General features: G+C 43.7%; 24 protein-coding genes and 1 riboswitch. Of the genes, 6 read left to right on the top strand and 18 right to left on the bottom strand.

Going from position 1 to position 25,996, the window contains the following annotated elements:
• Nucleotides 1–252: 252 nt before the first annotated feature.
• The 3 genes from P8P68_RS08945 (at nucleotide 253) to serS (ending at nucleotide 3,479) form a co-directional block, all read left to right on the top strand.
• Nucleotides 253–1,617, top strand: coding sequence for an aspartate kinase (locus P8P68_RS08945; protein WP_000869637.1), 1,365 nt, complete (start codon nucleotides 253–255; stop codon nucleotides 1,615–1,617).
• 2 nt (nucleotides 1,618–1,619) lie between these two features.
• Entirely contained in the window at nucleotides 1,620–1,991 is a 372-nt protein-coding gene (locus P8P68_RS08940) for a DUF956 family protein (protein WP_000079378.1), read from the top strand.
• A gap of 213 nt (nucleotides 1,992–2,204) precedes the next feature.
• Nucleotides 2,205–3,479: a serine--tRNA ligase gene (gene serS, locus P8P68_RS08935; protein ID WP_278275895.1), complete on the top strand. Its 1,275-nt coding sequence runs from the start codon at nucleotides 2,205–2,207 to the stop codon at nucleotides 3,477–3,479.
• A 22-nt stretch (nucleotides 3,480–3,501) separates the two neighbouring features.
• Here serS and P8P68_RS08930 read toward each other — a convergent pair whose 3' ends face one another.
• From P8P68_RS08930 to zapA, 6 genes are all read right to left on the bottom strand, one after another.
• Nucleotides 3,502–4,401 (bottom strand): TDT family transporter, encoded by a 900-nt coding sequence (locus P8P68_RS08930; protein WP_278275894.1) that lies wholly within the window; start codon nucleotides 4,399–4,401, stop codon nucleotides 3,502–3,504.
• A gap of 110 nt (nucleotides 4,402–4,511) precedes the next feature.
• On the bottom strand, nucleotides 4,512–5,060 hold the full coding sequence (locus tag P8P68_RS08925; protein WP_000206774.1) for a carboxymuconolactone decarboxylase family protein: 549 nt from the start codon (nucleotides 5,058–5,060) through the stop codon (nucleotides 4,512–4,514).
• 131 nt (nucleotides 5,061–5,191) lie between these two features.
• A complete protein-coding gene (locus tag P8P68_RS08920) occupies nucleotides 5,192–6,514 on the bottom strand; it encodes a sodium:alanine symporter family protein (RefSeq protein ID WP_084944336.1) in 1,323 nt (440 codons plus the stop codon).
• Between the two features lie 89 nt (nucleotides 6,515–6,603).
• Nucleotides 6,604–6,692: riboswitch (glycine riboswitch) on the bottom strand.
• Nucleotides 6,693–6,860: 168 nt separating this feature from the next.
• Entirely contained in the window at nucleotides 6,861–9,197 is a 2,337-nt protein-coding gene (locus tag P8P68_RS08915) for an endonuclease MutS2 (protein WP_278275893.1), read from the bottom strand.
• 100 nt (nucleotides 9,198–9,297) lie between these two features.
• The gene (locus P8P68_RS08910; RefSeq protein ID WP_049479296.1) at nucleotides 9,298–9,846 is read right to left on the bottom strand and encodes a CvpA family protein; all 549 of its coding nucleotides are present in this window, start codon (nucleotides 9,844–9,846) and stop codon (nucleotides 9,298–9,300) included.
• Nucleotides 9,843–10,145, bottom strand: coding sequence for a cell division protein ZapA (gene zapA, locus P8P68_RS08905; RefSeq protein WP_000002028.1), 303 nt, complete (start codon nucleotides 10,143–10,145; stop codon nucleotides 9,843–9,845). Before zapA ends, P8P68_RS08910 begins: the two co-directional genes overlap by 4 nt.
• An 86-nt stretch (nucleotides 10,146–10,231) precedes the next feature.
• On the opposite strand from zapA, the gene rnhC reads away from it, so the two are divergent.
• The 3 genes from rnhC to P8P68_RS08890 all read left to right on the top strand — a co-directional run bounded on the left by rnhC (nucleotide 10,232) and on the right by P8P68_RS08890 (nucleotide 14,228).
• The gene (gene rnhC, locus P8P68_RS08900) at nucleotides 10,232–11,113 is read left to right on the top strand and encodes a ribonuclease HIII (RefSeq protein WP_278275892.1); all 882 of its coding nucleotides are present in this window, start codon (nucleotides 10,232–10,234) and stop codon (nucleotides 11,111–11,113) included.
• Between the two features lie 3 nt (nucleotides 11,114–11,116).
• Entirely contained in the window at nucleotides 11,117–11,731 is a 615-nt protein-coding gene (gene lepB / locus P8P68_RS08895) for a signal peptidase I (protein WP_001108430.1), read from the top strand.
• A gap of 127 nt (nucleotides 11,732–11,858) precedes the next feature.
• On the top strand, nucleotides 11,859–14,228 hold the full coding sequence (locus P8P68_RS08890) for an ATP-dependent RecD-like DNA helicase (protein WP_278275891.1): 2,370 nt from the start codon (nucleotides 11,859–11,861) through the stop codon (nucleotides 14,226–14,228).
• Nucleotides 14,229–14,275: 47 nt separating this feature from the next.
• Here the strand turns inward: P8P68_RS08890 and tig are convergent, their stop codons facing one another.
• The 12 genes from tig to gndA form a co-directional block, all read right to left on the bottom strand.
• Nucleotides 14,276–15,559, bottom strand: a complete 1,284-nt coding sequence (tig, locus tag P8P68_RS08885) for a trigger factor (protein WP_000116504.1) — start codon at nucleotides 15,557–15,559, stop codon at nucleotides 14,276–14,278.
• Between the two features lie 92 nt (nucleotides 15,560–15,651).
• Nucleotides 15,652–16,308: a DNA alkylation repair protein gene (locus P8P68_RS08880; protein WP_278275890.1), complete on the bottom strand. Its 657-nt coding sequence runs from the start codon at nucleotides 16,306–16,308 to the stop codon at nucleotides 15,652–15,654.
• The gene (locus tag P8P68_RS08875) at nucleotides 16,309–16,941 is read right to left on the bottom strand and encodes a response regulator transcription factor (RefSeq protein ID WP_061865225.1); all 633 of its coding nucleotides are present in this window, start codon (nucleotides 16,939–16,941) and stop codon (nucleotides 16,309–16,311) included.
• Nucleotides 16,942–16,951: 10 nt separating this feature from the next.
• Nucleotides 16,952–17,950, bottom strand: a complete 999-nt coding sequence (locus P8P68_RS08870) for a sensor histidine kinase (RefSeq protein WP_278275889.1) — start codon at nucleotides 17,948–17,950, stop codon at nucleotides 16,952–16,954.
• Nucleotides 17,947–18,645, bottom strand: coding sequence for a cell wall-active antibiotics response protein LiaF (liaF, locus tag P8P68_RS08865; RefSeq protein WP_278275888.1), 699 nt, complete (start codon nucleotides 18,643–18,645; stop codon nucleotides 17,947–17,949). The genes P8P68_RS08870 and liaF overlap by 4 nt, the downstream gene beginning before the upstream one ends.
• Before the next feature lie 167 nt (nucleotides 18,646–18,812).
• Nucleotides 18,813–19,814, bottom strand: a complete 1,002-nt coding sequence (gene fni / locus P8P68_RS08860) for a type 2 isopentenyl-diphosphate Delta-isomerase (RefSeq protein ID WP_000210639.1) — start codon at nucleotides 19,812–19,814, stop codon at nucleotides 18,813–18,815.
• Nucleotides 19,798–20,805 (bottom strand): phosphomevalonate kinase, encoded by a 1,008-nt coding sequence (locus P8P68_RS08855; protein ID WP_278275887.1) that lies wholly within the window; start codon nucleotides 20,803–20,805, stop codon nucleotides 19,798–19,800. The genes fni and P8P68_RS08855 overlap by 17 nt, the downstream gene beginning before the upstream one ends.
• A complete protein-coding gene (gene mvaD / locus P8P68_RS08850; protein WP_278275886.1) occupies nucleotides 20,792–21,745 on the bottom strand; it encodes a diphosphomevalonate decarboxylase in 954 nt (317 codons plus the stop codon). The genes P8P68_RS08855 and mvaD overlap by 14 nt, the downstream gene beginning before the upstream one ends.
• Entirely contained in the window at nucleotides 21,727–22,605 is an 879-nt protein-coding gene (mvk, locus tag P8P68_RS08845; protein ID WP_000163296.1) for a mevalonate kinase, read from the bottom strand. The genes mvaD and mvk overlap by 19 nt, the downstream gene beginning before the upstream one ends.
• Nucleotides 22,606–22,722: 117 nt before the next feature.
• Complete coding sequence (gene cbpJ, locus P8P68_RS08840) at nucleotides 22,723–23,727, bottom strand: choline-binding protein CbpJ (RefSeq protein WP_008292544.1); 1,005 nt, start codon at nucleotides 23,725–23,727, stop codon at nucleotides 22,723–22,725.
• A gap of 99 nt (nucleotides 23,728–23,826) precedes the next feature.
• Complete coding sequence (locus P8P68_RS08835) at nucleotides 23,827–24,516, bottom strand: response regulator transcription factor (RefSeq protein ID WP_000518004.1); 690 nt, start codon at nucleotides 24,514–24,516, stop codon at nucleotides 23,827–23,829.
• Nucleotides 24,517–24,527: 11 nt separating this feature from the next.
• The gene (gene gndA, locus P8P68_RS08830; protein WP_000158764.1) at nucleotides 24,528–25,952 is read right to left on the bottom strand and encodes an NADP-dependent phosphogluconate dehydrogenase; all 1,425 of its coding nucleotides are present in this window, start codon (nucleotides 25,950–25,952) and stop codon (nucleotides 24,528–24,530) included.
• Nucleotides 25,953–25,996: the final 44 nt, after the last annotated feature.

Here is a 25,996-nt window from a genome sequence, read left to right as displayed (position 1 = left end):
AATTGTTTTATCATCAAAGTATACCTTTTTTTGGATAAAGAGGCAAGGAAAAACTAAAGGAAAGTGTCTCAGCTGATTATTTACCCATCATTTATGAGTGTGAGTAAAATTTGACACTCTTACTTTTAAATCGTTATCGCTTTTCAGAATAAGTTAGTGTTTTCTTCTATTATAATAGGAAGTTATTTTCGTCATTGAAAAATGCCCCTCTTTCTGCTATAATCGTATAAAACACTTACTTGAGGAGTCCTTATGAAGGTTGTAAAATTTGGTGGAAGCTCGCTTGCCTCTGCTGGTCAGTTAGAAAAAGTCTTAAACATCGTTAAAAGTGATAAAGAACGCCGTTTTGTAGTCGTTTCTGCACCCGGCAAACGCAATGCTGAAGATACCAAGGTAACTGATGCCTTGATCAAATACTATCGTGACTATGTGGCTGGAAATGACATCAGTGCTAGCCAAAGCTGGATCATTGACCGTTATGCCGCTATGGTTAGTGAACTTGGGTTAAAACCTGCTGTTTTAGAAAAAATCTCTAAAAGCATTCGGGCCTTGGCAACTCTTCCTATAGAGGACAATGAATTCCTCTATGATACCTTCCTAGCGGCTGGAGAAAATAACAATGCCAAACTCATTGCAGCCTACTTTAACCAAAACGGTATCGATGCACGCTATGTTCACCCAAGAGAAGCTGGAATTGTTGTCACAAGTGAACCTGGAAACGCACGCATCATCCCATCTAGTTATGACAAGATTGAAGGCTTGGCTGATAGCACCGAAGTCCTTGTCATCCCTGGTTTCTTTGGTGTGACTAAGGAAAATCAAATCTGCACTTTTTCACGTGGAGGTTCAGATATCACAGGTTCTATCATTGCAGCAGGTGTTAAGGCTGATCTCTATGAAAACTTTACAGACGTAGATGGTATCTTTGCTGCCCATCCTGGTATTATCCACCAACCACACTCCATTCCTGAATTAACCTACCGTGAAATGCGTGAGTTGGCTTACGCTGGATTTTCAGTCCTTCATGACGAAGCCCTTCTTCCTGCCTACCGAGGAAAAATTCCTCTTGTCATCAAGAATACCAACAACCCTGACCACCCAGGTACGCGCATTGTTTTAGAACACAGTAGTGATAAATTCCCAGTAGTAGGGATTGCAGGTGACTCAGGATTCGTCAGCATCAACATGTCAAAATACCTCATGAACCGCGAAGTCGGGTTTGGTCGCAAGGTTCTGCAAATCCTTGAGGACCTCAACATCGGTTGGGAACACATGCCTACAGGTATTGACGATCTTTCAATCATCCTCCGCTCCCGTGAATTAACTCCTATCAAAGAAGAAGAAATCCTACGTCAACTCGTTCAAAAGGCTGAAGTGGACCATGCTGAAATCGAACATGACCTTTCCATCATTATGATTGTTGGAGAAAAGATGAAGAGCCATATCGGGGTAACTGCTACTGCAACACGTGCTTTGTCTGAGAATAAAATCAACATCCAGATGATGTCCCAAGGTTCAAGTGAAGTTTCCATCATGTTTGTTGTCAATAAAGAGCAAGAAAAAGCAGCTATCAAGGCTCTCTATCATGCCTTTTTCGGTGAAAGTAAGGAAGACTAATCATGGCCCAATCACTCAATCAAGTCATTGACCTCCAAACTACTGGGACATCTTACCTCTCTATCTCTGGAAAAGTTGGAAAATTTCTAGTTGGGGATCAAGCCTTAGAGTTTTATCCTGATGTCAATGTCGAACAATATATCCAAATCCCCTGGTCCAGCATTCAGCAAATCGGAGCCAACGTAAGTGGTCGCAAGATCAGCCGCCACTTTGAAGTCTTCACTGATCAAGGAAAATTCCTTTTTGCTTCAAAAGACTCTGGAGCTATCCTCAAAATCGCTCGTGAAAAATTAGGAAACGACAAGGTTGTCAAACTTCCTACTTTGATTCAGACCATTGGTCAAAAATTTAAAAATCTATTTGCAAAAAAGTAGAAACTTTAGTATAATCATAGCAACGGATAAGTAGGTTATCTCCTTCTTTCAGAAAGTCTGCGGGTGCTGCGAGCAGATAGGAGGGATGGGTGAAATTCTACCGTTATCAACAATTACATACACAATCAAGTGCACACCTGTGAAGTTGGATGGAACCGTGGCCCTGCCACTCCAACACTTTGTCAGGTGTGCTTTTTTCATAAAGGAGTTCTTATGTTAGATATTAAACGTATTCGCACAGATTTTGATGCTGTCGCTAAAAAATTAGCTACACGTGGTGTAGATGCTGCTATCTTAAATGAGATGAAAGAAATCGATGCTAAACGTCGTGACATCTTGGTCAAGGTTGAAACTCTAAAAGCAGAACGTAACACAGTTTCTGCTGAGATTGCCCAAGCTAAGCGCAACAAGGAAAATGCCGATGACAAGATTGCTGCGATGCAAACCCTATCTGCTGAAGTCAAAGCCTTGGATGCTGAATTGGCGGACATCGATGCTAAATTGACAGAATTTACCACTACTCTTCCAAACATCCCTGCTGACAGCGTTCCTGTTGGGGCTGACGAAGATGACAATGTGGAAGTTCGCCGTTGGGGTACTCCACGCGAGTTTGACTTCGAGCCAAAAGCTCACTGGGATCTTGGTGAAGACTTGGGTATCCTTGACTGGGAACGTGGCGGTAAAGTAACGGGCGCTCGTTTCCTCTTCTATAAAGGACTTGGGGCTCGTTTGGAACGTGCTATCTACAACTTTATGTTGGATGAGCATGGTAAAGAAGGCTATACGGAAGTTATCACACCTTACATTGTTAACCATGACTCTATGTTTGGTACTGGTCAATATCCAAAATTCAAGGAAGACACTTTTGAATTGAAAGACACTAATTATGTCCTCATTCCTACAGCTGAAGTGCCTTTGACAAACTACTACCGTGATGAAATCCTTGACGGTAAAGACCTACCAATCTACTTTACCGCTATGAGTCCATCTTTCCGTTCTGAGGCTGGTTCTGCAGGTCGTGATACACGTGGCTTGATTCGTCTACACCAATTCCATAAGGTTGAAATGGTCAAATTTGCCAAACCAGAAGAATCTTATGAAGAATTAGAAAAAATGACAGCCAACGCTGAAAATATTCTTCAAAAACTCAACCTTCCATACCGTGTCGTTGCCCTCTCTACTGGGGACATGGGCTTCTCAGCTGCTAAGACTTACGACTTGGAAGTTTGGATTCCAGCCCAAAATACCTATCGTGAAATCTCAAGCTGTTCAAATACAGAAGATTTCCAAGCCCGTCGTGCCCAAATCCGTTACCGTGATGAAGCAGATGGCAAGGTGAAACTCCTTCACACTTTGAATGGTTCTGGACTTGCAGTTGGACGTACAGTGGCTGCCATTCTTGAAAACTATCAAAACGCAGATGGTTCTGTAACCATTCCAGAAGCTCTTCGTCCATACATGGGTGGCGCTGAAGTTATCAAACCATAAAAAAAGGCCTAGCTATTTCTAGCTAGACCTTTTTTCGTAACCAAATCAGATAACCAACCAAGACAAAAAATAAAATAGTGAGGCAAATAACGGTTTCAGCCAATACCAGATAATCCAGAAATGGAAGTTTCAAAATTCCCTGAGCCATCTTGAGCGAGGTAGCTGTGATAATGGTTGGGAAGGTGAGGGCTGAGAAGGCTGGTTGAAAGCCTTGTTTTAAAATATTGGGCAGACGAGTCAACACAAAGAAAAAGAAGGACTGAGATGCCAAAATCATGACAATCAAGAGCCAAGTCGGTAGGCCTGCTCCTCCAACTCGAACTAGAGAAGCTAAGAGTAGGGAAAAGGGAGCACAGTAGATTCCTTCCTGTCCAAGCAAGGCCACTGGGAGTGGATGTTTCTTTAAATCGCTATAAATAAGGGGATAGAGATAGAAGGTCAAGACAAAACCAAAACTCAAGGTCGCATAGGCAATTTCAATGATTCCGACAAGAGGATAGGTCAAGGCTGCTACTGCTATCCCCACATAGAGTACCGTCCAGCTAGGAGTCGCATTGACCCTCCGACCTGGACAGGCAAATTTGATGGTAAAAGTAGCAATCAAAGCCAAATCCAAGAGAAATGAAAACCACCAGATCCCTTGTGCTACTATAGGAAGAGCAGGGAATACGCGAAAGACATAGGTCGATAAAATCATCCCAGCCATAGGAAAAGTGGCCATCCCAGATAAAAGAGGGGGCCTGGTCAATTCTTTCTTGGTTTCAGACCAATTTCTTAGATGAAGAAGGAGAAAGAAGATCCATAAGACCAATCCAGTCAAACTAAATAAGTGCGATAGAACAGGCCAAGTATCCGCAATCAGGTTTCCTGCACCTGCCAAACCTAACAAACAACCAGAAAATACCAAGGGTAGTTTTTTCATGGCAACCTCCGTTAATCATATTATTATTAGTATAGCATAAAAGCCCTTAAAATAGCATAGAAAAATGAAGACTGGTTTACTCAGCCTTCATTTTTTCTTTATGATTCCAACTAGGCATAGGGTTGCAATTCTGGGTTAATAGGCGTATTGGCTAGGTTATTAGCATAGTTACAAAGGCTGGCTAGACTGACACCGAGAACAACATCCAAGGCATTTTGTTGCGTGTAGCCAGCTTCCAAAAATTCAGCCAAGGCTTCATCTCCTACACGACCCTTAGTATTGATGACCGCCAAGGTAAACTTAGCTAGAGTATCTAGTTTTGGATCTGTTTCAATCGGAGTGCGGTTGCGGAGAGCTTGGAGAAGATCATCATTCATCTGGATTTGTTTGATCGAAAAGGCGGTATGACCAGCCACGCAGAAAGCACAACCATTGGTTACGGCAGCTGTGATTTGTACTACTTCGCGTTCCACTGGTGTCAAGCTATTGCGACGGTTGATGGCTCCGACAGTTCGGTAGGCTTCAAGCGCGGTAGGAGCATTAGCCAAGAGACCGATTAGGTTGGGAATATAGCCGTTGTTGTCTTTTTGTACTGTTTCAAGAACTTCTTTTACTTCTGCTGGTGCTGATTCTACTGTGTGGATGGTAAATGTTGTCATAAGAAACCTCTTTTCATTTTATTGTCATTTAGTCTATCATAGAATTTTCCACTTGGATAATATATATTTTCAATCGCCTTGATAGGAAATGTCTATGAAATGAAAAAAATCACACTAAAAGTGTGATTGGGTTAGTGTTTAAAATACTTTTTAGTCTCAGCAATGACGACTGGCGACAAGACTAAGAGGGCAATCAAGTTTGGTAAAGCCATCAAGGCATTGACGATGTCTGCGATAATCCAAACCATATCCAACTCGATAAATCCTCCCAGCAAGACCATGAGCACAAAGACCACTCGATAGAGCCAGATAAAGCGAACGCCAAACAGAAACTCGAAACAGCGCTCTCCGTAGTAATTCCAGCCGAGAATTGTCGTAAAGGCAAAGAGAACCAGAAATATGGTCAAAAGAGCAGGGCCAAAATGCGAAAAAATTGTTGAGAAGGCTGACTGGGTAAGGGCTACTCCATTCAAATCACCGCTCCAAACCCCAGTTACCAAGATTGTCAGACCTGTCAGAGTACAGATAATCAACGTATCAATAAAGGTCCCTGTCATAGAAATCAAGCCTTGCTCAACAGGCTCATTTGTCTTAGCCGCAGCCGCTGCAATCGGAGCTGAACCAAGACCAGATTCGTTAGAGAAGACTCCTCGCGCCACACCATTTTGAATCGCAGTACGGATAGTCGCACCTGCAAATCCTCCTACTGCAGCTACAGGGCTAAAAGCAGAGGTAAAGATGAGGGCAAGTGTGGCTGGAATTTTCTCGATATTAAAGAGAATGACTGTAAGAGTTCCCAGAATATAGACAATAGCCATAAAAGGGACGACTGCTGTTGAAATCTTGGAAATGGATTTGAGTCCACCAAAGACTGCAATCGCGACAAAAACAGACAAAACGAGAGCTGTGATAGCTGGATCAATTTGAGCTGTATTTTGGATAGATTCTGTAATCGAATTGACTTGGGTAAAGGTACCAATCCCCAGAAGGGCTACCAATACACCAGCTAGGGCAAAGAAGATTGCAAGTGGACGCCACTTTTCTCCCATTCCCAAAAGGATGTAGTGCATGGGGCCTCCAGCTACAGCTCCATTTGCATCCTTGGTGCGGTACTTGATAGCCAGCAAGCCTTCAGCATACTTGGTTGCCATCCCAAAGAAGGCCGCCATCCACATCCAAAAGAGGGCACCTGGTCCCCCAACCTTAATGGCTGTCGCAACTCCGATGATATTTCCCGTACCAACGGTGGCAGCTAGAGCTGTACAAAGAGCTGCAAAGCTCGACACATCGCCATGTCCCTTGTCCTTGGTAAAAATCAACTGAAAGGCCTTAGGGAGACGAGCCACCTGCAAAAGCCCTAGTCGGATGGTCAGATAAATTCCCGTTCCGACCAATAAGATTAAGAGGGGAGGTCCCCAAACGAAAGCATCAAGCGCTTTTAGCAATTCTAACATGTCCTACTCCTATCTTTCAACCCCAAAAGAAAGAGCACATGCAAGATACATGTACTCTGGAATGCTTAGATAAATGCCAAAAAGCGGTCTATCCTAGCTCTGTCCTTTTACCTGAGAGTTTGAGCAGTTTCCTGCCTTGCCCCTTCGGTGCCTTTACGGTCTCTCCAGAGTTCCGTCCATTTACAGTCATGGAAAACAAACCTTTCTCCACTTCTATTAAACTTCATTCGGTGTTGGTATTTAATTTTTTATTATTTTACAAGAAAAGTTAGCTTTTGTCAATATATTATTTGAAAAAAGATGGATTTTCACTTCTTTTTCAAAAAAAGAGAAGCACTCTTTTTTTCTAACCTTTAAAGGTCACAATGGTTGCGCCACTGCCCCCAGCATTCTGAGGAGCATAGCCGAAACTCTTGACATGCTTGTTTCTTTGCAGGTATTTGGTAACTCCTTCACGGATGACTCCCGTTCCGATACCGTGGATGATGTCTACCTGAGCCATATTATTAAGCAGGGCTTGGTCAATAAAGGCGTCCAGCTCATTCATGGCTTCTTCGTACCGTTTGCCTCGGAGATCCAGTCTTGCTTGCGGACCACGTCCAGAAGCACGTTTCACGACATTGACTTGTTTTTTCTTGACTGGGGCTTCTTGTTGAGCCTGAACAAGATCAAATTCTTTCTCTTCCAAGGTCATCTTGATCAAGCCGACTTGGGCTTCCCAGCGGCCGTCCTTAAGCTGATTGGTCAAGGTTCCACGTTGGCCATAACTGAGAACCACGATATCATCTCCCACCTTCGGAGCTCGTTTTTTCTTGGCTTTTTGAAGGACCTTGTTTTTAGACAAGTCGACTTTTTCAGGAGCCAATTTTTTCAGCTCAGCCTTGGCTTCAATGATTTCGTGGGGTTTGAGTTGAGACTTACGGTGGAGGTTTTTCAGGATTTGGTCACTCTCACTTAGCGCTAGTTCCACAATCTCTGCAGCTTGTTCACGCGCCTTGTTAAGCTCAGTTTCCTTTTCACGATTGAGCTCGTTGTAAAGTTTTTTGAGTGCTCGGTTCATCTTAAGGTTTTCTTGCTCTACCTCACGGATATTGTCCAAGCGTTTACGGCTTTCAAGCGTTTGCTCTTCCAATTGTTCAATGATGCGGTTGACATCATTATCTTGGTTGACCTGCTGGCTGGCATCTCCGACGATGACATCTGACAAGCCAAGGCGTTTAGCAATTTCAAAGGCATTGCTTCGGCCAGGAACTCCCTGCATAAAGCGATAGGTCGGACGCAGACTGGCTGTATCAAACTCCATGCTGGCATTTTGCACAAAGGCTGTCTCAATACCGTAGGCCTTGAGTTCTGGATAGTGGGTCGTCGCCATGGTCTTAACCTGACGTAAACGAAGATCCTCCAAAATAGCCATGGCAAGGGCGGCTCCCTCTTGAGGATCTGTACCAGCCCCCAACTCATCCAAGAGTAAGAGTGAATGTTGGTTGACCTTGCCAAGAATATCTACGATATTGGTCATGTGGCTGGAGAAGGTAGACAAGCTTTGTTCGATAGACTGCTCATCTCCAATATCTGCGAAGATTTCTTCAAAAATACCGACACGGCTCCCCTTATCAGCTAAAATGGGCAAGCCTGACTGGGCCATGAGTTGGGTCAAACCCAAGGTTTTGAGCATGATGGTCTTCCCACCTGTATTGGGACCTGTAATGACAATGGCCGTTAATTCCTTACCAAAATGTACATCGTTTGCCACTGCATTTTTGACCAAAGGATGGCGAACATGAAGGAGTTGAATCTCTTGATTCTCTGAAAGTTGAGGAACGACTGCTTGTCTTTCTTGAATGAAACGCACCTTGGCACGAATCAAGTCTAGATGGCCGATAATCCAAGCGTCATTAGCAATATCAGCAGCATGAGGACGAACCCGTTCTGAGAGCTCCTGCAGGATGCGAATCATCTCATAGCGTTCATCAGCTCGCAGACTAGCGATTTCTTCGCTCAGTTTCACAACCTCACGGGGTTCGATATAGACTGTATTCCCACTGGCAGAGATGTCATGGACAACACCTGCAATCTTATTGCGATAGGTGTTCTTGACTGGTAAGACTTGACGGCCATTTCTGCTAGCGATTATGCTTTCCGTCAACATCTGCGATTGTTGCTTGAGCAAGTCTTGCAAGACATCTCGAACTTGACTCTCGCTATCATGGATTTTTCGACGAATGCGTGCTAGTTCTTCGCTGGCAAAATTCTCGATAAATCCTGCATCATTTAGGGCTTGGAGACTCCCTTGCAAGTGTGGAAAATCATGTAGTTTTTCAAACCATCTCGCCAACTGCTCCAAGCGTACGTTTTCAAGATTGGTATAAAAACTTTGCAACTCTCTGCTAGCCAGCAAGACCCGTTTGAGGAGCAGGAACTCCCCGATATTGAGGTCTGCTCCCATCTCCAGACGCTTACAAACCGCTGATATCTCACGCGTCGCTAGGATGGTAAAGTGGGGTTGCTCCACAAATAGAGCTTGCATTTCCTCCATCTCTGTAAAGGCTTGTTTGATCTTATCCACCTTAGCAGTTGGAGCCAAGCCTTTTAGCTCCTCTAATCCTTGTTCTGTCAAGAGATGTGGTTCAAACAAGGCTTTGATTTTATTAAATTCTAAGGTTTCTAGTATTTTTGTATTCATATTTTTTCCTTGTATACTGGTTTACAAGATTATAGCAACTAGAGGTTTTGACCTAGTCGTCCAATCTGTAAACAAAGGGCTAGGAAAAATCCCGCCCTTTTTATCCGATTAAATTTGTCACCCAGAGTTGTTTGATAAGGTTTGTCGTAAAAGGGACACTTTGGATGATGTGTTTGGCTACTGTACTTTTTTCGAGTGAATTTTGAATGACTGCCAGAGGCACTGTTGCAAGGATGGTCAAAGCCATTTGCAAGACAAATAAGGTTACCAATAGAGACAAAAGGCCTGATCCGATACGCAACCATTTGACATCGAGCTTTTTAGTTGGAATCAAGTGCAGGAACAAACCGATAAAACGTCCGATGCTATAACAAATTCCGAAAACTAAAAGGTAGGCTAGGCCTGCATAAAAGACCTTGTCTAGGTGAAACAGCTGGTCTGAAGGGAAGAAAAAGGTGCCCTGTCCTTCCTGAGGATTGGCATAAGGGACAAGCAAGTGGAAATGATCGCCCAGTGATTTATAAAACTGTCCCGCAACAAAGGCTGAAATCACTGCCACGAGGAAATAATAAACTTGCAGGACCAAACCTCTACGGTAGCCGATGTAAAAGCCCCAAGCCAGAACCAATAAGAGTAGGATTGAAATCATAGGGAGTCCTCAATCTTGCTCTGTTCTTGTTTGACAGCAATCAACTTGTGGCGGAGTTCTAACAACTCTTGCTCCTTGTCATCAAATTCAATCTCACGGTTGAGTTGTGTAGACAGACAATTGACCGCCAAAAGAAGCGCAATGGTTTCATCATCCGCCCCAGGCATTTGTTCTTTAATTGCTTGGTATTTTTCAGTCGCAACCTTGGCAATTTCCTCCATAAAGAGGTTGTCATGCTCGGTTGTCAAGGTTAATGTCTTTTTCCCGAATGTAAACTTATATCGATTTAGATTTGCCATAAAATTCACCTCACGATATTATACCAAATTTCGCTAACTTTGTCAGTTTTTACCAATTCTCCTGCTTTTGTGGTACAATAGAGACTATGGCAAGTATCACACTCACACCAAGTGAAGAGAAAATTCAGAGCTTTTTAAGTCAGTATCAGAAGGCTCTCAGTCCTAGTAAAAATCCCTATATCCGCTATTTTTTGCGCCTGCCTCAGGCAACGGTTTCCATCTATACTTCTGGAAAAGTTCTCCTCCAGGGCGAAATGGCGGAGCAATACGCTAGTTTCTTTGGTTATCAAGTTCAACAAGAAAACAGTGGTCAAGATTTTCCTATGATTGGGACTGATGAGGTGGGAAATGGTTCCTACTTTGGTGGACTGGCTGTCGTGGCTTCCTTCGTGACACCTGACCAGCACGACTTCTTGCGAAAACTCAGCGTGGGGGATTCCAAGACTCTGACAGACCAAAAGATTCGTCAGATTGCCCCTATCCTCAAGGAAAAAATCCAGCACCAAGCGCTCCTCCTTTCACCGAGCAAGTACAACGAAGTTATCGGAGAGCGTTACAATGCTGTTTCTGTCAAAGTTGCCCTTCACAATCAGGCTATTTTTCTCCTGCTTCAAAAAGGAGTCCAGCCAGAAAAAATCGTCATTGATGCTTTTACAAGTCCTAAAAACTATGACAAGTACTTGGCGCAAGAAGCCAATCATTTTCCAAACAAGATCACTTTGGAAGAAAAAGCTGAGGGCAAATACCTGGCTGTTGCAGTTAGCTCCATCATCGCGCGGGATCTCTTCCTTGAAAACTTGGAAAATCTTGGACGAGAACTAGGCTATCAACTGCCAAGTGGCGCTGGAACTGCATCTGATAAGGTTGCAAGCAAAATCCTTCAAGCCTATGGTATGAAGGGGCTTCATTTCTGCGCCAAACTGCATTTTAAAAACACTGAAAAAGCAAAAAAACTTCTACAGAGGTAAACCATGAACTATTTAAAATCATTTATAAAAGAATGGGGAGTTTTCTTCCTGATTATCGCCCTGGTAGGTCTTAGCCGCATCTTTCTATGGAGCAATGTCCGTGTGGAAGGACACTCTATGGACCCTACCCTAGCCGACGGAGAAGTTCTCTTCGTTGTTAAACACCTCCCAATTGACCGCTTCGACATTGTAGTTGCGCATGAGGAAGACGGAAATAAAGACATTGTCAAAAGGGTCATCGGCATGCCTGGTGATACCATCCGCTACGAAAATGACAAACTCTTTATCAACGATAAAGAAACAGATGAACCCTACCTAGCTGAATACCTCAACTTGTTCAAAACAGAAAAGTTGCAAAACACCTATACTGGAAAGGGATTCGAAGGAAACAAAGGAGTTTACTTTAGAGAACTTGCTCAAAAAGCACAAGCCTTTACGGTCGATGTCAATTCCAATACCAGCTTCAGCTTTACAGTCCCTCAAGGCGAGTACCTTCTCCTTGGTGACGATCGTCTCGTCTCTAGCGACAGCCGCCATGTCGGTACCTTCAAGGCCAGCGAAATCAAAGGCGAAGCAAAATTCCGTTTCTGGCCACTCAACCGTATCGGAACATTTTAAGATAAGGAAGAGGCCGAGAATGCTAAGTCTCAGTCTCTTTTTCTATTGTGAGAAAAAACTTTTCGTCATCTAGTTTTTTCAAAGTGGACAAGAGACCAATTCTCACGAACTCATGTAAAGGAAACCTATGGAAGTTTATTTTTCAGGCACCATTGAACGCATTATTTTTGAAAATGTCAGTAATTTCTATCGCATCTTGCTCCTAGATATCGAAGATACCAATGCGGAGGACTTTGACGATTTTGAAATCATCGTTACAGGAACCATGGCTGACGTGATTGAGGGTGAAGACTACACTTTTTGGGGGCAAATCGTTCAGCACTCCAAGTATGGAGAACAGCTACAGATCAGTCGTTATGAGCGAGCAAAACCCACTAGTAAGGGTCTAGTCAAGTATTTTTCTAGTAGCCATTTCAAGGGAATTGGACTCAAAACTGCCCAGAAAATCGTTGATAGCTACGGTGACAATACCATAGACGAAATTCTGGAGCATCCTGAAAAGCTGGAAAGCATTGCTGGACTCTCTGCCAAAAACCGTGAGGCTTTTGTCTCCACCCTCCGTCTCAACTATGGGACAGAAATGGTCTTGGCAAAACTTGCCAACTACGGCATTCCCAATAAACTGGCCTTTCAGATTCAAGACTTTTACAAGGAAGAAACGCTGGGTATTGTCGAAAATTATCCCTACCAACTGGTTGAGGATATCAAGGGTTTGGGTTTTACCATTGCTGACCAATTAGCTGCCGAGCTAGGCATCGAAAGTCAAGCTCCTGAACGCTTCCGTGCTGGCCTTGTCCACAGTCTTTTTCAGGGATGTATGGATACAGGCGATACCTATATGGAAGCCCGAGATTTGCTGGAACAAACCCTGACTCTCCTCGAGTCTTCCCGTCCTGTGGAACTAGACCCCAGTCAAGTAGCTCAGGAATTATCTCATCTAATTGAAGAGGACAAGGTTCAGCAGATTGATACCAAAATCTTTGATAACAGCCTCTTTTTCGCTGAAGAAGGCATTCGCAGTCACTTGGTTCGTATCCTCGAAAAAGAAAAGCAGAAAAATCAGGATTTGGAAACCATTCAAAAGCATATCGCTACTGTCGAGCAAGAACTGGGGATTCAGTACGATAGCATTCAAAAACAGGCTATCTGTGACGCTATCCAGAACAAGGTCTTTATCTTGACAGGAGGACCTGGTACTGGTAAGACGACTGTTATCAATGGGATTATCGCTGTCTATGCCCTGCTTGAAGGACTCGAACTCAAGAAAAAGAGCAACTTACCTATCCTTCTCGCCGCACCAACTGGTCGAGCAGCTCGGCGCATGAATGAATTGACAGGATTGCCAAGTGCTACTATCCACCGCCATTTGGGGATGACGGGAGACGATGATACCAGTCATCTAGATGATTATCTGGATGCCGATTTTATCATTGTAGATGAGTTTTCCATGGTGGATACTTGGCTAGCCAACCAACTCTTCTCCAACATTTCTTCTAACAGTAAAATTCTCATCGTGGGCGATAGCGACCAGCTACCTTCTGTTAGTCCCGGACAAGTCCTGGCTGACCTGCTCCAGATACCCCTGATTCCTCAGACTCGCTTAGAACGGATTTACCGTCAGAGCGAGGAATCAACCATCGTTACCTTGGCTAGTCAAATTCGACAAGGCATCTTGCCAGCTGACTTTACTCAGAAAAAGGCAGACCGTTCCTACTTTGAAATCGCTAGTGGCCATATCCCAGCTACCATTGAGAAAATCCTCGGTGCTGCCCTCAGAAGTGGCATTCCGGCTCGCGATATTCAGGTGCTGGCGCCTATGTATCGAGGAACTGCTGGTATTGACGCCATCAACCAACTCATGCAAGACCTGCTCAATCCTCACCAAAAAGGACAAGTGAGTTTTGAAGCCACTCAGTGTCACTATCGAACAGGGGACAAGGTCATTCACCTAGTCAACGATGCCGAAGTCAATATCTTTAATGGAGACCTAGGCTACATCACAGATCTGATTCCTGGAAAATACACCGAGTCCAAACAAGATGAGATTGTCATTGATTTTGATGGCAATGAGGTCATCTACCCACGTAACGAATGGTACAAGATTCGACTAGCCTATGCCATGAGTATCCATAAGTCTCAAGGAAGTGAGTTTCCTGTTGTCATCCTGCCCATCACCAGTGCTAGCAAGCGCATGCTGGAGCGGAATCTCATCTACACAGCTATCACACGGGCCAAGAGCAAGCTCATCCTTCTTGGTGAATTACAGGCCTTTGACTATGCAGTCAAGCATATCGGGACTGCTCGCAAGACCTATCTGATTGAGCGCTTCAGTGATTTAATTGAAAATAATATTGAAGAAAGTAAACAAGCCTTCTCTGAAACTACCACAGCAAGTGACTCTGGACAATCCTACATCCTCACCGAGGAAAACTGGTCTAGTATTCCAGCCATGATCGGGATTACAGACGCAGACCTCAAATTGATTTTTGGAAAATAGACCAGCAGAAAACCCACCTAGTCAGGTGGGCTTTTTATCTTTTAAGATTATTTTACAGTTGCTGTGCTTGTAATCAATTCAACAGCTTTTTTGATAGTGATATCGTGTTTCAACATGTCAGCTGAAAGCAAGTTTTGAACTTGGGCCACTTCCATGTTGTAATCTGCAGCCAATTGCTCGATTTCTTTTTGGATTTCTTCTTCTGAAGCGTCAAATCCTTCAGCTTTGGCAACTGCTTCGATAACAAGGTTAGTCTTGGTACGTGATTCAGCTTCTGCCTCGTATTGTTTGTGAAGGTCTTCTTGAGTAGTTCCTGTGATTTGGAAGTACATGTCAGGGTTGATCCCTTGACGTTGCAAGTTTCCAAGGAATTCATTTACTGAACGGTGAACTTCTTCGTGAATCATTTCTTCTGGAAGTTCTACGATTTCAGCGTTTTCTACAGCTTTATCGATTGCTGCACCTTCAACAGCATCTTTGTATGCTTCTTCTTTCGCAGCAGTCAATTCTTTGCGGTATTTTTCTTTCAATTCGTCAAGAGTTTCCACTTCTTCATCGATATCTTTTGCAAGTTCATCGTCAAGAGCTGGAACTTCTTTAGCTTTTACTTCGTGGATAGTTGTTACGAATTTAGCTTCTTTACCTGCAAGGTCTTCTGCTTGGTAGTCTTCTGGGAATGTTACGATAACATCAACAGTTTCGCCAGCTGAGTGTCCAACCAATTGGTCTTCAAAACCAGGGATGAATTGACCTGAACCAAGTCCAAGTGAGAAGTTTTCACCTTTTCCACCGTCAAATTCAACACCGTCGATAGAACCAACGAAGTCAATAACAACAGTGTCGCCATTTTCAGCAGCGCCTTCTTTGATAACCAATTCAGCCAAGTTGTTGCGTTCGCGTTCGATACGCTCTTCAACGTCAGCGTCAGTTACTTCTTTTTCTACATCTACTGATACTTCAAGGTTTTTGTAGTCGCCCAATTTTACTTCAGGTTTTGTCACGACTTCAGCTGTGATAACCCAGTCTTGACCTTTTTCCATTGAAGTCACATCGATTTTTGGTTGCGCAACGACTTCAAGACCAGCTTCTTTTACTGCAGCTTCATAAGCATTTGGCAAAAGAGCGTTCATTGCATCTTGATAAAGAGCTTCTTCACCAAATTTTTGGTCGAAGATAGGGCGTGGAAGGTGACCTTTACGGAAACCAGGAACGTTAAGAGTTTTCTTTACTGAGTTAAATACACGGTCCAATTCTGGTTTGATTTGGTCTTGAGAGATAGTGAAAGTCAAGACTCCACGGTTTGTTTCTTTGTTTTCAAATGATACAGACATTCTGTCATTTCTCCTTAAAATTTTTTAAATACAGTCTATTATAGCATAAACCACGGTTAATTTTCAAGTCATGAATGCGCTTTTCAATGATGCTAAAGGTACTTGCTGGCTTCCTTGATACTGAGTTCAGCCATTCTTTCCCTGTTTTTTTCGATGAAGCTTGCTACCCATTCCGGATTGGTTTTAGAGTAGTCTCTTAGAGCCCAGCCGATGGCTTTGTTGATAAAAAATTCTGTCTGGTCCAGATTGTTGAGCAGGACCTTTTCCATTAGCTGGACATTGGTCTTCTCTTTTCTTAACAACTGGTGATCAATAGCGACTCTCCTCAGCCAGATATTGTCTGATAGGCTCCATTGGAGGATGATTTCTTCAAGTTCTGGCTTGCCGTATACTAAACTTCCTACTATTCGATCTAGGATATCTACCGTATCCCACCAGGACTTGGTCACGACCAGGCGCTCAAGATTAGGCAAATCATTCTCTGTTAGATAAGACTGCATAGTTTTCAAATAGTTGGCAGCTACATATTGGTATTCTCTTGGCTCCTTTGCCCAGCAAGTGTCTACAAAATCCCAATCAATAACTCTTGTTTTTTTCGCTTCTGGAAAATACTTTTTATAGAGGGCATTTCTTTCAGGACCTGCAATCCCTAAAAAGGGAAATTGATGGCGCATATAGGCTTCCATTGGGCCTGCTTTCTCAGGGTCTTTTGCTGCTTCTAGCTCCACAAGTAAATCTTCAAGACTCATCTAAAAGTCCTCCTGCCCCACCAAGTGGTGCTGGAAGGCATAGACCGCAGCCTGGGTACGATCGCTGACTTCAAGTTTGGCAAGGATGTTGGACACGTGGGTCTTGACCGTCTTGAGAGAGATAAAGAGTTCATCTGCAATCCGCTGATTTTCGTAGCCCTTGGCGATGAGTTGGAGTACGTCTCGCTCACGCGCAGTCAGATCCTCATGAAGCTCCATATGATTGCGGTGGTATTCGACCTTCTTGCTGACCTCTTGTTCAATAGCAAGCTCACCAGCGGCAACCTTACGAACAGCATGGAGCAGTTCGTCCGCACTTGAAGTCTTGAGCATATAGCCTTTAGCACCCGCGTTCAAGACCGGCATGATTTTTTCATTGTCTAGGTAAGAAGTCACAATCAAAATCTTGGCTTCAGGCCATTCTTTGAGGATGGCCAAGGTTGCATCAATCCCATTCATCTCAGGCATGACGATATCCATGACAATGACATCTGGACGCAGTTCCAAGGCCAAGTCAATACCTTGAGCCCCATTGGCAGCCTCGCCCACAACTTCTACATCGTCTTGGAGGTCAAAGTAGCTTTTCAAGCCCAATCGGACCATTTCATGGTCATCTACAAGTAAAATTTTCATCTCTACTCCTTTATGATTCCTTGTCTAGCAGGGGAATACGGATATCAACCGCCAGTCCTTGCTTTGGAGCTGTCAAAAGTTGAACCGTTCCTGCCATATCTTCGACTCGCTCCTTGATATTTCGCAGTCCATAACTCAAGTCGTCTAAACTCCCTAACTGGAAACCAATCCCATTATCCACCACCTTCAGCTGCACTTCAACATCTGTCTGATAGAGGTAGACATCTAGACAAGATGCCTGGGCATGGCGAAGGGTATTGCTGATCAACTCCTGAAGAATACGGAAGATGTGCTCTTCAATCTTCTTGGGCAATTTAGATACATTTTGCTTGAGACTAACCTTGAGATCACTCTTGTCCTCAAGCTCTTTTAAGAGGATTTGAATCCCCTCAACCAAACTCTTCTCTTCCAACTCAACAGGTCGCAAATGTAGGAGCAAGACCCGCAAATCTTTCTGGGCTGTTTCAAGGATAGCTGCAACACTTTGCAACTGGGTCTGCATCTTTTCTCTATCCAGCTTCAAAGCCTGCTGACTGACACCTGATAAAATCATATGAGCCGCAAACAACTCCTGACTAACCGTATCGTGCAGGTCACGTGCTATCCGCTTCCTTTCTTTCTCGATGATTGCTTCTTCCTTGACCAGGCTTTGATTTTCAGCCTTTTGAACAGCCTCTGTCAAGAGGTTAAGCTTGCCAGACAAGGACTTAAAACTGGCATCCAAGTCTGGATCTGCAAAGGCAACCACCTCTTTTCCTGCTATGAGTCGCTTGAGATTAACCTGCATTTTTCTGCGAGAAATTTCTTCCATCACGCGCCAAAAAAGGACAAAGAAGAAGGACATGGAAAGGCTAAAGACCAAGATCAAGAAGATTAACTTTTCCAGTTTTTCGATATCTTGTAGCAAATAGGACCAATCAAGATTGAGAATATCAAGTAGACTATTGGTCAAAAAGAGGATAAAAAGGAGAGAAGTCAGCCCGATTAACAGATACGATTGATTTTTCATCCTCTGACCACCTCCACATCGCCAACCATAGTAGTTAGGAAAATCTTGACGCTCTTGTTACTCTTGAGATAGTCTCTGGTTTCCTGATGATAGTGTTCATTGCGAAGGGCTCGCTTGGGTTGATGGAGGAAAGTTAAATCTCCATAGAGACAGTTGACACTGAGACTGATTTCCACATCTACAGGTACGATAATCCTAGTCGTTCCGACCATTTTTCTAAGAATAATGACATTGTCATGATTGGTTAGGATGACTCTTTCTAGATGAATGGTGTCCTTGCCCATGAGGCGAAAGAGGTTGATATCGTCAAACTGGCAGGTCTGGTGGCTAGAGAAATGATGGAGATTACCAAACCAAGGATTGCGTTCATTTTTAACCGTCACCACCTCTTCAAAGACCAAGTCGGTCTCCTCTCTTTCTTGATTCATCATCGGATAGAGTAGAAAGAGACTATAGATCACCGCTACAAAGATGGCTAAAATCACAAAGGGATTGAGCATAACGATAAAAAAGAAAAGAATAGTCGTCACAAGGAGGAAGACGTTGTTGGCTTCCTTACCTGTATAATAGCGGAGCAAGAGCAAAAAGAGGAACAGAATCAGCAGAAAACGCGAAAAATGCTCTGATACCATCAAAATCAGAGCTCCCGTCAACAGACAGGCTTCAATAAATAAAAAGATTTGAAATTTTTTCATAGATGCATCCTCTCCCTTCTATTTTATCACAATTCAAAAAAGTCACCTCGGTCTGAGGATGGAAAAAGGAGATTGGACAGAAATCGCTCCTACAAGCTAGGTTTCATCAACTCACTACAGTTGACAAAAGGCTACAAAAAAAGGGCGGGATTCTTGTCCCGACCTCTCTACATCTGATCTTTTGCTTCTTTTAGTTTGCCATAAAGAATATAGTCTACGTTTTGTAGATCCGCTATGGTGGCACAGTTAAGGGCACACATGATCAAACGCAGATCTTCTTTCCAGCCTTGGACAATGCCAATCACCTCTTCGACGGAGTAGGTTTCAATCAACTCAAGAACGGTACGTGACAGTCCCACAGCCTTGGCTCCAAAGACCAGGCACTTAATCATATCCAGCGGGTTCCGAACGCCTCCGCTAACCAAAAGTTCGACCTTGTCTTTCCAGTCTTGGGCATTGAGAAGGGCTTGCATAGTAGACTGCCCCCATTGATTGAGGTAATCACGCTGGCCACTGCGACGGTTTTCGATATAGGCAAAGCTAGTACCACCACGACCTGATAGGTCAACCGTTCGAACACCCAGATCATAGGCTCTCTCGATGGTCTTCACATCCATTCCAAAGCCCACTTCCTTTAAGACAATAGGAACGGGAATTTGCTTGCTATAGTCTGCCAGATGCGATTGCCAGCTTCGAAACTTTCTTTCTCCCTCCGGCATGAGTAATTCCTGCATGACATTAACATGCACTTGGAGGAGAAGAGGATTCATCGCTTCTACAGTCTGAAATCCCAACTCAACAGGCTTGTCCAAGCCAATATTGGTTCCAAGGAGAAGCTTTGGATGGCTAGATTTGACAGAAAAAGAGTCATCTGTTGAATCTTTGAGGGCTGCGCTATAAGAGCCCGTCACAAACAAAATCCCACATGCTTCTGCCACCTGAGCCAGTTTTTGATTGATTTCTTTACCTTTGTCGCTCCCACCTGTCATGGCATTGATATAAAAAGGAAAGTCCCACTTTCGACCTGCAAACTCTGTAGACAAATCAATCTCATCCAGGTCATAAAGAGGCAGGGAAGAATGAATCAACTCCACCTCATCAAAGCTATTATAGGAACTTTTCTGCTCAAGGGCATAGCGGATATGCTCGTCCTTACGATTTGTCGTCATGTCCTATCCTTTCTTGGTATAAGAGCTCAATCCCCAGATCGGCCCAGCGATTTTTTATGGTTTCAGTTGATTGCACATCAAAACTCAAGGCAATGCCACAGTCACCACCACCAGCCCCACTACTCTTGGCAACAGCCTGCAAATCTTGACTGGCTTCTTTCAGCTGTCTCAGCGAAGGTGTGTAGATATCTGGGCTCAAACCTTCTAAAAGCTGACTGGCTGTTTCTAGCTGCTCGATAATTTTTTCTGCATTCCCCTGCTCCAAGACTTCTACCAAAGCAGATACCGTTGCTTTTGAGGAAGTTAAAAAATTCTGGCCTATGTTTTGCTTGATTTGCTTGACCATTTGACTCGATACGGCCACTTGCTTGGTCCATCCCACTAGGAAATCACATTCTAGGGCAGGTTGTACGTGTGAGATAGAAAAGCCCCAATCACGCTCCAAAACTGTTGCCAAGCTTTCTTCTTCCAACCAAGTAGCTATCTTCTTTCGATCAAAAGATTGGTAGAGAACCAAATCCTCTGCCACAATACAGGCAAGGTCTCCCATAGAACCATTGTCTCCTCGCTTGAGTAAGACCGCGCTAGCCAGCTTGAATAAGAGATCCTGATCAACCGTAATATCATATAGAGCCAGCAGGGCCTTGATCACCAAGACAACAACGCTACCACTAGAACCCAGACCAAACTTTTTGCCTTCTCGTTCCATTTTTCCACGGATTTCCAAGGAAAAAGGTCGCAAGGCTTGCCCACGATAAACGAGGAAATCTTCCACTAGAGCAATCGTTTCCTGAATCAAGCCGTAGTCAGGATTTGGCGTCAAGTCCACTGCGAAATCAAACATGTCTGAGTAGATACGATAGTTCTCAGAAAACACAATCTCAGCCTTCATATAGATGGGGATGGCCTTTATCAAGGCTAACTGTCCTGGCTCTAAAATAGCATATTCACCTGCCCAATAGAGTTTTCCGCACGTTTTAACAGCAATCATCTTGACTCAAATCCTTTGTTTTTGACACAATCAAGCGGTAACGTTGACCGAAAATTTCTGATAAATGCTCCAAGTCTTTCTCCTGACAGAGAACCTTGACATTGGGACCGGCATCCATGGTAAAGTAGCAGGCTTCGCCTTGTTCACGAAGTTGACGGACAAAGTCCATCGCTTCATAAGTCGCATCCGTTAGATAAGAAAAGGCTGGGGATGCTGTTTTGGTCGTAGCGTGCATAGCAAGGGCATTTTTCTCCGTTAATTCCCCAACCTTGACAAAATCATTCTCTTTGAGATAAACCAGCATATCCTGATAATCCTTCTCAGACTGGCGCACCCAGTCATCAAAGGTCGTCGAGGTTTCCACACAAAGTTTCATCCCATCACGGCTAGAAATTGTTTTTTTCTTGTCCTCTAGCACCAACATAATCATAGCTAGTTTCAGGTCTGTCTCTACAGGGTAGATTTCCCCACTATCCTTATCCCAAGCACCCAGTGGTCCATAAAAACTACGAGAGGAAGAACCTGAGGCAAACTTAGCCTCCTGTGCCAACTGACTCTGATCCAAACCAAGCTGGAAATAAGCATTGCAAGCCTTGACCAAGGCGGACAAACCACTAGAACTGGATGATAAGCCAGCCGCAGTCGGCATGTTGTTTTGAGTATCAATACGGACAAAACCTTCCCCAGCCGGACGGTAGCGGTCAATGATTTTGCTCATCTTGGCATGCTCGGCCTCACTCTGAAGTTGACCATTGATATAAAAGGCATCAGCAGTCGCATCCGTCGGTAGAGGCGACAAGGTCGTCTCTGTGTACATATTTTCCAAAGTAAGAGAGATACTGCTAGTAGCAGGAACCATCTCTTTTTCTTTTTTCTTTCCCCAATATTTAATAATGGCAATATTTGCGTAGGAACGTACTGTTACAGGCTTTCGATCCATGTCTGAACAGCTCCTTTCTCTTCTAATCGTTTTGCTAGTTCTTCTGCTTGATCCAGATTGGCTGCCAAGGCTATGATACAGCCTCCTAACCCACCACCACTCATCTTGGCACCTAGAGCACCATGGCTAAGAGCCGTTTCAACGAGGGAGTCTGCCTCAGGGCTGCTGACACCAATTTCTTTTAAATGTAAATGCGCTTGACTGAGGATTTGTCCCAATCCTTCAGCATCTTTTCGTCTAATCGCATCTTCTGCTTGCTGGGTCAATTCTCCCAAGGCATGCAAAAACGGTAGGGCATCCTTCCCCATACTTTGAACCACTTGGATGGCTTCACGAGTGTGGCCATACACACCTGTATCTGCAATCACCAAATAGGCAGATAGGTTCATCTCAAGTTCTGTAAAACCAACATTCTTGATAAAGCGAATAGGTTGGTCACTGAGACAGGTCTTGGCATCCAAACCACTTGGATTCATATGGGCAATCATTTCAGCCCGATTGACCAAGATTTCTAGTACATCATGAGGCAGATCGGCTTGATAGTAGTCAAATACCGCACGTATGGCCGCTATGCTGATAGCCGCTGACGAACCCATTCCCCGTTTTTCAGGGATAGCCGAGTCAATCACACATCGAATGCAAGCTTCTTTGATATCCAAATACTCCAGCGAGGCATACACTGCCATGGACAAGGTATCCTCCTCATAAAGACGCCACGGACTTTCAGCAGGGACCACCTTACAAGTCACCTCCACCTCTATGAGAGGCAGGGAAATGGCTGGATAACCGTAAACAACCGCATGCTCTCCTATTAAAATAATCTTACTATGTGCCTGACCGACACCAACTTTTTTTGTCATGTTTTCCTTTAACCAGACGGAAAGACCGTCTCATTTCATACAGTAGTATTTTCTCCTATCTATTTTATTATATTTTCACAAAAAAAGCGATTGTTTCCTTCACAATCGCCTCTTTCATTATTGAACCCATTCGCCATTATAGTTGACAGAATAGCCTTCTACAGTCGTATTCACTGCTAAAGCACCTGAACTATAAGCGTAGTACCATTTGCCATTAACCTGGAACCAGCCTGTCTTCATATCGCCATTACTTGCGTTTAGATAATACCAAGTCGAACCTTCCTGATACCAACCAGTCGCCATAGATCCTGATGAACGGAGATAGTACCACTTGTTACCAAGATATTGCCAGCCTGTTTTCATATCGCCATTTTCAGCATCTAAATAGTACCAAGTTGAACCTTCCTGATACCAGCCAGTTGTCATAGCTCCTGATGAACGGAGGTAGTACCACTTATTGCCAATTTGCTTCCAACCAGTTTGCATGATACCAGTTTCTGAATCTAGATAGTACCAAGCTGAACCATCGTTTATCCAACCTGCACGTCTTTCACCACCAATATAGTTTTCTCCATTAATTTCCGTTTTAGCTAGATAATACCAATTAGACTGGTCATAAAGCCAACCTGTCTTTAAAGAATGATTTTGATTAAAGTAATAGTTCGTGTAAAAACTCTTCTCTTCTTTATCTTCCGGATTTGTACGTTTTTCACCATACTTTCTTCCAACACTGTCTTTAGTTTTAATTTCTAATGCTTTCCAACCAACAAACTCTTGTAGCACTCCATTTTTGTCAAAGTAGTACCACTCTGACTTTGGAAAACCTTCTAATCTGATACCATTTGGGTAAGGACCAATTGTACTACCTTTAGATGGAAACGGGATATACTGCCAGCCGACAACCATCTCTCCAGATAAAGGATCAAAATAATAGTACTTCCCATCAATCACTCGCCAGTAGGTTTCTTTGAGTTCCCCCTTCTTGTAGTAGGTTCTACCATTTTCTTGGACAAATTGCCAGCCTTCTGAATCAGTATCATCCGCCAATACTGCACTTGTCGCTAGCAAACCAAAGAAAAAGACTGCTAATGCGATTTGCATCAATTTTTTTATTATTTTCATTAGACGTATCCTCCATAACTGATTGTAGCAAAGACTTTATTGTATGTCAATATATAGAAACTTCTCAAAAAAAGCAGTTACAAAACTGCAACTGCTTTTCTATTCTTGCATGGTGTACCCAACACCACGCACAGTTTTAATGTAGCTTTTTTGACCTTTTACATCAAGCTTGCTACGTAGATAACGGATATAAACATCCACGATATTGGTTTCTGTCGCACTTTCGTACTTCCAGACACTTTCCAACAACTGCTCACGAGTCAAGACCTTCTTGCTTCCCATGAGAGTGGCCAAAAGGTCATACTCACGGCGCGTCAGAGCAATCATCTCCTCGCCACGATAAACGGTATGATGTTCTACATCCATACGCAAATTGCGGTAAGACGTTGGGACCTTCATCTGACTACAGTGTTGGTCGATAAAGTCCCGACCTCGGAAAATCGCTGAAATACGAGCAACTAGATCATCAATAATCACTGGCTTATAGATGTAAGAAACGGCGAAGCGCTGGATTGTCTCAATCTGGTCTTGCAATTCTTCGCGATGGTCTAAGACCATAATCACTGAGGCTGGTTTTGTCCGACTCAGCCTCTCTGCAAAATCCTGGGCCGTCATATCCCCCAGACGAGCATTCAGTAAAATCAAGTCATAATCTGTCTGGAGAGCCATGGAGAGGGCTTTTTGCCCCTCCTCAACCAGATCAACACGGTATTGCTCTTTTTGGAGTTCCAGACTGAGAAAATGAGCGAGATTTCGTTCTTTCTCAAGTAATAAAATCCGTTTCCCCATGGCAGACCTACTTATTTTTCGTCATACCAAGAGTAGTGGAAGGTTCCCTCTTTGTCTTTACGTTGGTAAGTGTGGGCACCAAAGTAGTCACGTTGCGCTTGGATCAAGTTAGCAGGAAGGTCAGCTGAACGGTAGCTATCAAAGTAAGTAATAGCTGCTGAGAAGGTTGGCACTGGTACACCAGCTTGAACAGCAAGAGCTACGATATCACGCACTGCTTGTTGGTACTTAGCAGTAACATCCAAGAAGTACTCATCCAAGAGAAGGTTTGCAAGGTCTGCATCACGGTTGTAGGCATCTGTGATCTTTTGCAAGAAACGAGAACGGATGATACAGCCATCACGCCAGATAGAGGCGATGTCTGCAAATGGCAAGTTCCAGTTATTTTCTTTAGAAGCCACACGCAATTGGGCAAAGCCTTGTGCGTATGAGATAATTTTTGAGAAGTAAAGTGCTTGACGGATCTTTTCGATCAACTCAGCCTTGTCACCTTCAAATTTGAAGGCAGCTGGTTTTGGAAGAACCTTGCTAGCATGCACACGCTCTTCTTTGTATGTAGAGATGTAGCGAGCAAATACTGACTCAGTGATAAGTGACAATGGCACACCAAGGTCAAGTGATGATTGGCTAGTCCATTTACCTGTTCCCTTGTTGCCAGCAGCGTCAAGGATGTAATCTACGATTGGTCCATCTTGACCTTCATCGTCTTTACGGCTCAAGATATCAGCTGTGATTTCGATCAAGTAGCTGTCCAATTCACCCTTGTTCCACTCAGTAAAGATTGCAGCCATATCTTCTGCAGAAAGACCAAGCAAGTGTTGCATCAAGTCATAACTTTCTGCGATTAATTGCATGTCACCATACTCGATACCGTTGTGAACCATTTTCACATAGTGACCAGCTCCATCAGGACCGATGTAAGTCACACATGGTTTGCCATCTTCTGGTGCTTTAGCTGAGATTTCTTCAAGAACATCAGCAACCAATTCGTAGGCTTCTTTTTGTCCACCAGGCATGATAGAAGGACCTTCAAGGGCACCTTTTTCACCACCGGAAACCCCAGTACCGATAAAGTTGATCCCTGAGTTTGCCAATTCTTCATTACGACGGATGGTATCTTTGTAGAAAGTGTTTCCTCCGTCAATCAAGATATCTCCCTTGTCAAGGTGTGGAAGAAGGGCTTGGATAGTTGCGTCTGTACCAGGTCCAGCTTGAACCATGAGCATGATACGACGAGGTTTTTCGATTGAGTTTACAAAGCTTTCCACGTCATAGCTTGGCACAAAGTTCTTTTCAGGATGGCAAGCAATGACATCTTCTGTTTTTTCTTTACTACGGTTGTAAATGGCAACTGTATAGCCACGAGATTCGATATTTAGGGCAAGGTTACGACCCATTACGGCCATACCAACGACACCAAAGTTAGCTTTTGTCATGTGACACTCCTCTTGTTTAATATGTTTTATTTTATCATTTTTAC

It is taken from the genome of Streptococcus sp. D7B5 (assembly GCF_029691405.1).
GTDB lineage: Bacteria > Bacillota > Bacilli > Lactobacillales > Streptococcaceae > Streptococcus.
This window is presented reverse-complemented; position numbering and strand designations above follow the sequence as displayed.

Excerpts from the sequence above, each read along its gene's own strand:
- P8P68_RS08945 (WP_000869637.1), top strand. The coding sequence starts at position 253 with ATGAAGGTTGTAAAATTTGGTGGAAGCTCGCTTGCCTCTGCTGGTCAG.
- P8P68_RS08940 (WP_000079378.1), top strand. The coding sequence starts at position 1,620 with ATGGCCCAATCACTCAATCAAGTCATTGACCTCCAAACTACTGGGACA.
- serS (WP_278275895.1), top strand. The coding sequence starts at position 2,205 with ATGTTAGATATTAAACGTATTCGCACAGATTTTGATGCTGTCGCTAAA.
- P8P68_RS08930 (WP_278275894.1), bottom strand. The coding sequence starts at position 4,401 with ATGAAAAAACTACCCTTGGTATTTTCTGGTTGTTTGTTAGGTTTGGCA.
- P8P68_RS08925 (WP_000206774.1), bottom strand. The coding sequence starts at position 5,060 with ATGACAACATTTACCATCCACACAGTAGAATCAGCACCAGCAGAAGTA.
- P8P68_RS08920 (WP_084944336.1), bottom strand. The coding sequence starts at position 6,514 with ATGTTAGAATTGCTAAAAGCGCTTGATGCTTTCGTTTGGGGACCTCCC.
- P8P68_RS08915 (WP_278275893.1), bottom strand. The coding sequence starts at position 9,197 with ATGAATACAAAAATACTAGAAACCTTAGAATTTAATAAAATCAAAGCC.
- P8P68_RS08910 (WP_049479296.1), bottom strand. The coding sequence starts at position 9,846 with ATGATTTCAATCCTACTCTTATTGGTTCTGGCTTGGGGCTTTTACATC.
- zapA (WP_000002028.1), bottom strand. The coding sequence starts at position 10,145 with ATGGCAAATCTAAATCGATATAAGTTTACATTCGGGAAAAAGACATTA.
- rnhC (WP_278275892.1), top strand. The coding sequence starts at position 10,232 with ATGGCAAGTATCACACTCACACCAAGTGAAGAGAAAATTCAGAGCTTT.
- lepB (WP_001108430.1), top strand. The coding sequence starts at position 11,117 with ATGAACTATTTAAAATCATTTATAAAAGAATGGGGAGTTTTCTTCCTG.
- P8P68_RS08890 (WP_278275891.1), top strand. The coding sequence starts at position 11,859 with ATGGAAGTTTATTTTTCAGGCACCATTGAACGCATTATTTTTGAAAAT.
- tig (WP_000116504.1), bottom strand. The coding sequence starts at position 15,559 with ATGTCTGTATCATTTGAAAACAAAGAAACAAACCGTGGAGTCTTGACT.
- P8P68_RS08880 (WP_278275890.1), bottom strand. The coding sequence starts at position 16,308 with ATGAGTCTTGAAGATTTACTTGTGGAGCTAGAAGCAGCAAAAGACCCT.
- P8P68_RS08875 (WP_061865225.1), bottom strand. The coding sequence starts at position 16,941 with ATGAAAATTTTACTTGTAGATGACCATGAAATGGTCCGATTGGGCTTG.
- P8P68_RS08870 (WP_278275889.1), bottom strand. The coding sequence starts at position 17,950 with ATGAAAAATCAATCGTATCTGTTAATCGGGCTGACTTCTCTCCTTTTT.
- liaF (WP_278275888.1), bottom strand. The coding sequence starts at position 18,645 with ATGAAAAAATTTCAAATCTTTTTATTTATTGAAGCCTGTCTGTTGACG.
- fni (WP_000210639.1), bottom strand. The coding sequence starts at position 19,814 with ATGACGACAAATCGTAAGGACGAGCATATCCGCTATGCCCTTGAGCAG.
- P8P68_RS08855 (WP_278275887.1), bottom strand. The coding sequence starts at position 20,805 with ATGATTGCTGTTAAAACGTGCGGAAAACTCTATTGGGCAGGTGAATAT.
- mvaD (WP_278275886.1), bottom strand. The coding sequence starts at position 21,745 with ATGGATCGAAAGCCTGTAACAGTACGTTCCTACGCAAATATTGCCATT.
- mvk (WP_000163296.1), bottom strand. The coding sequence starts at position 22,605 with ATGACAAAAAAAGTTGGTGTCGGTCAGGCACATAGTAAGATTATTTTA.
- cbpJ (WP_008292544.1), bottom strand. The coding sequence starts at position 23,727 with ATGAAAATAATAAAAAAATTGATGCAAATCGCATTAGCAGTCTTTTTC.
- P8P68_RS08835 (WP_000518004.1), bottom strand. The coding sequence starts at position 24,516 with ATGGGGAAACGGATTTTATTACTTGAGAAAGAACGAAATCTCGCTCAT.
- gndA (WP_000158764.1), bottom strand. The coding sequence starts at position 25,952 with ATGACAAAAGCTAACTTTGGTGTCGTTGGTATGGCCGTAATGGGTCGT.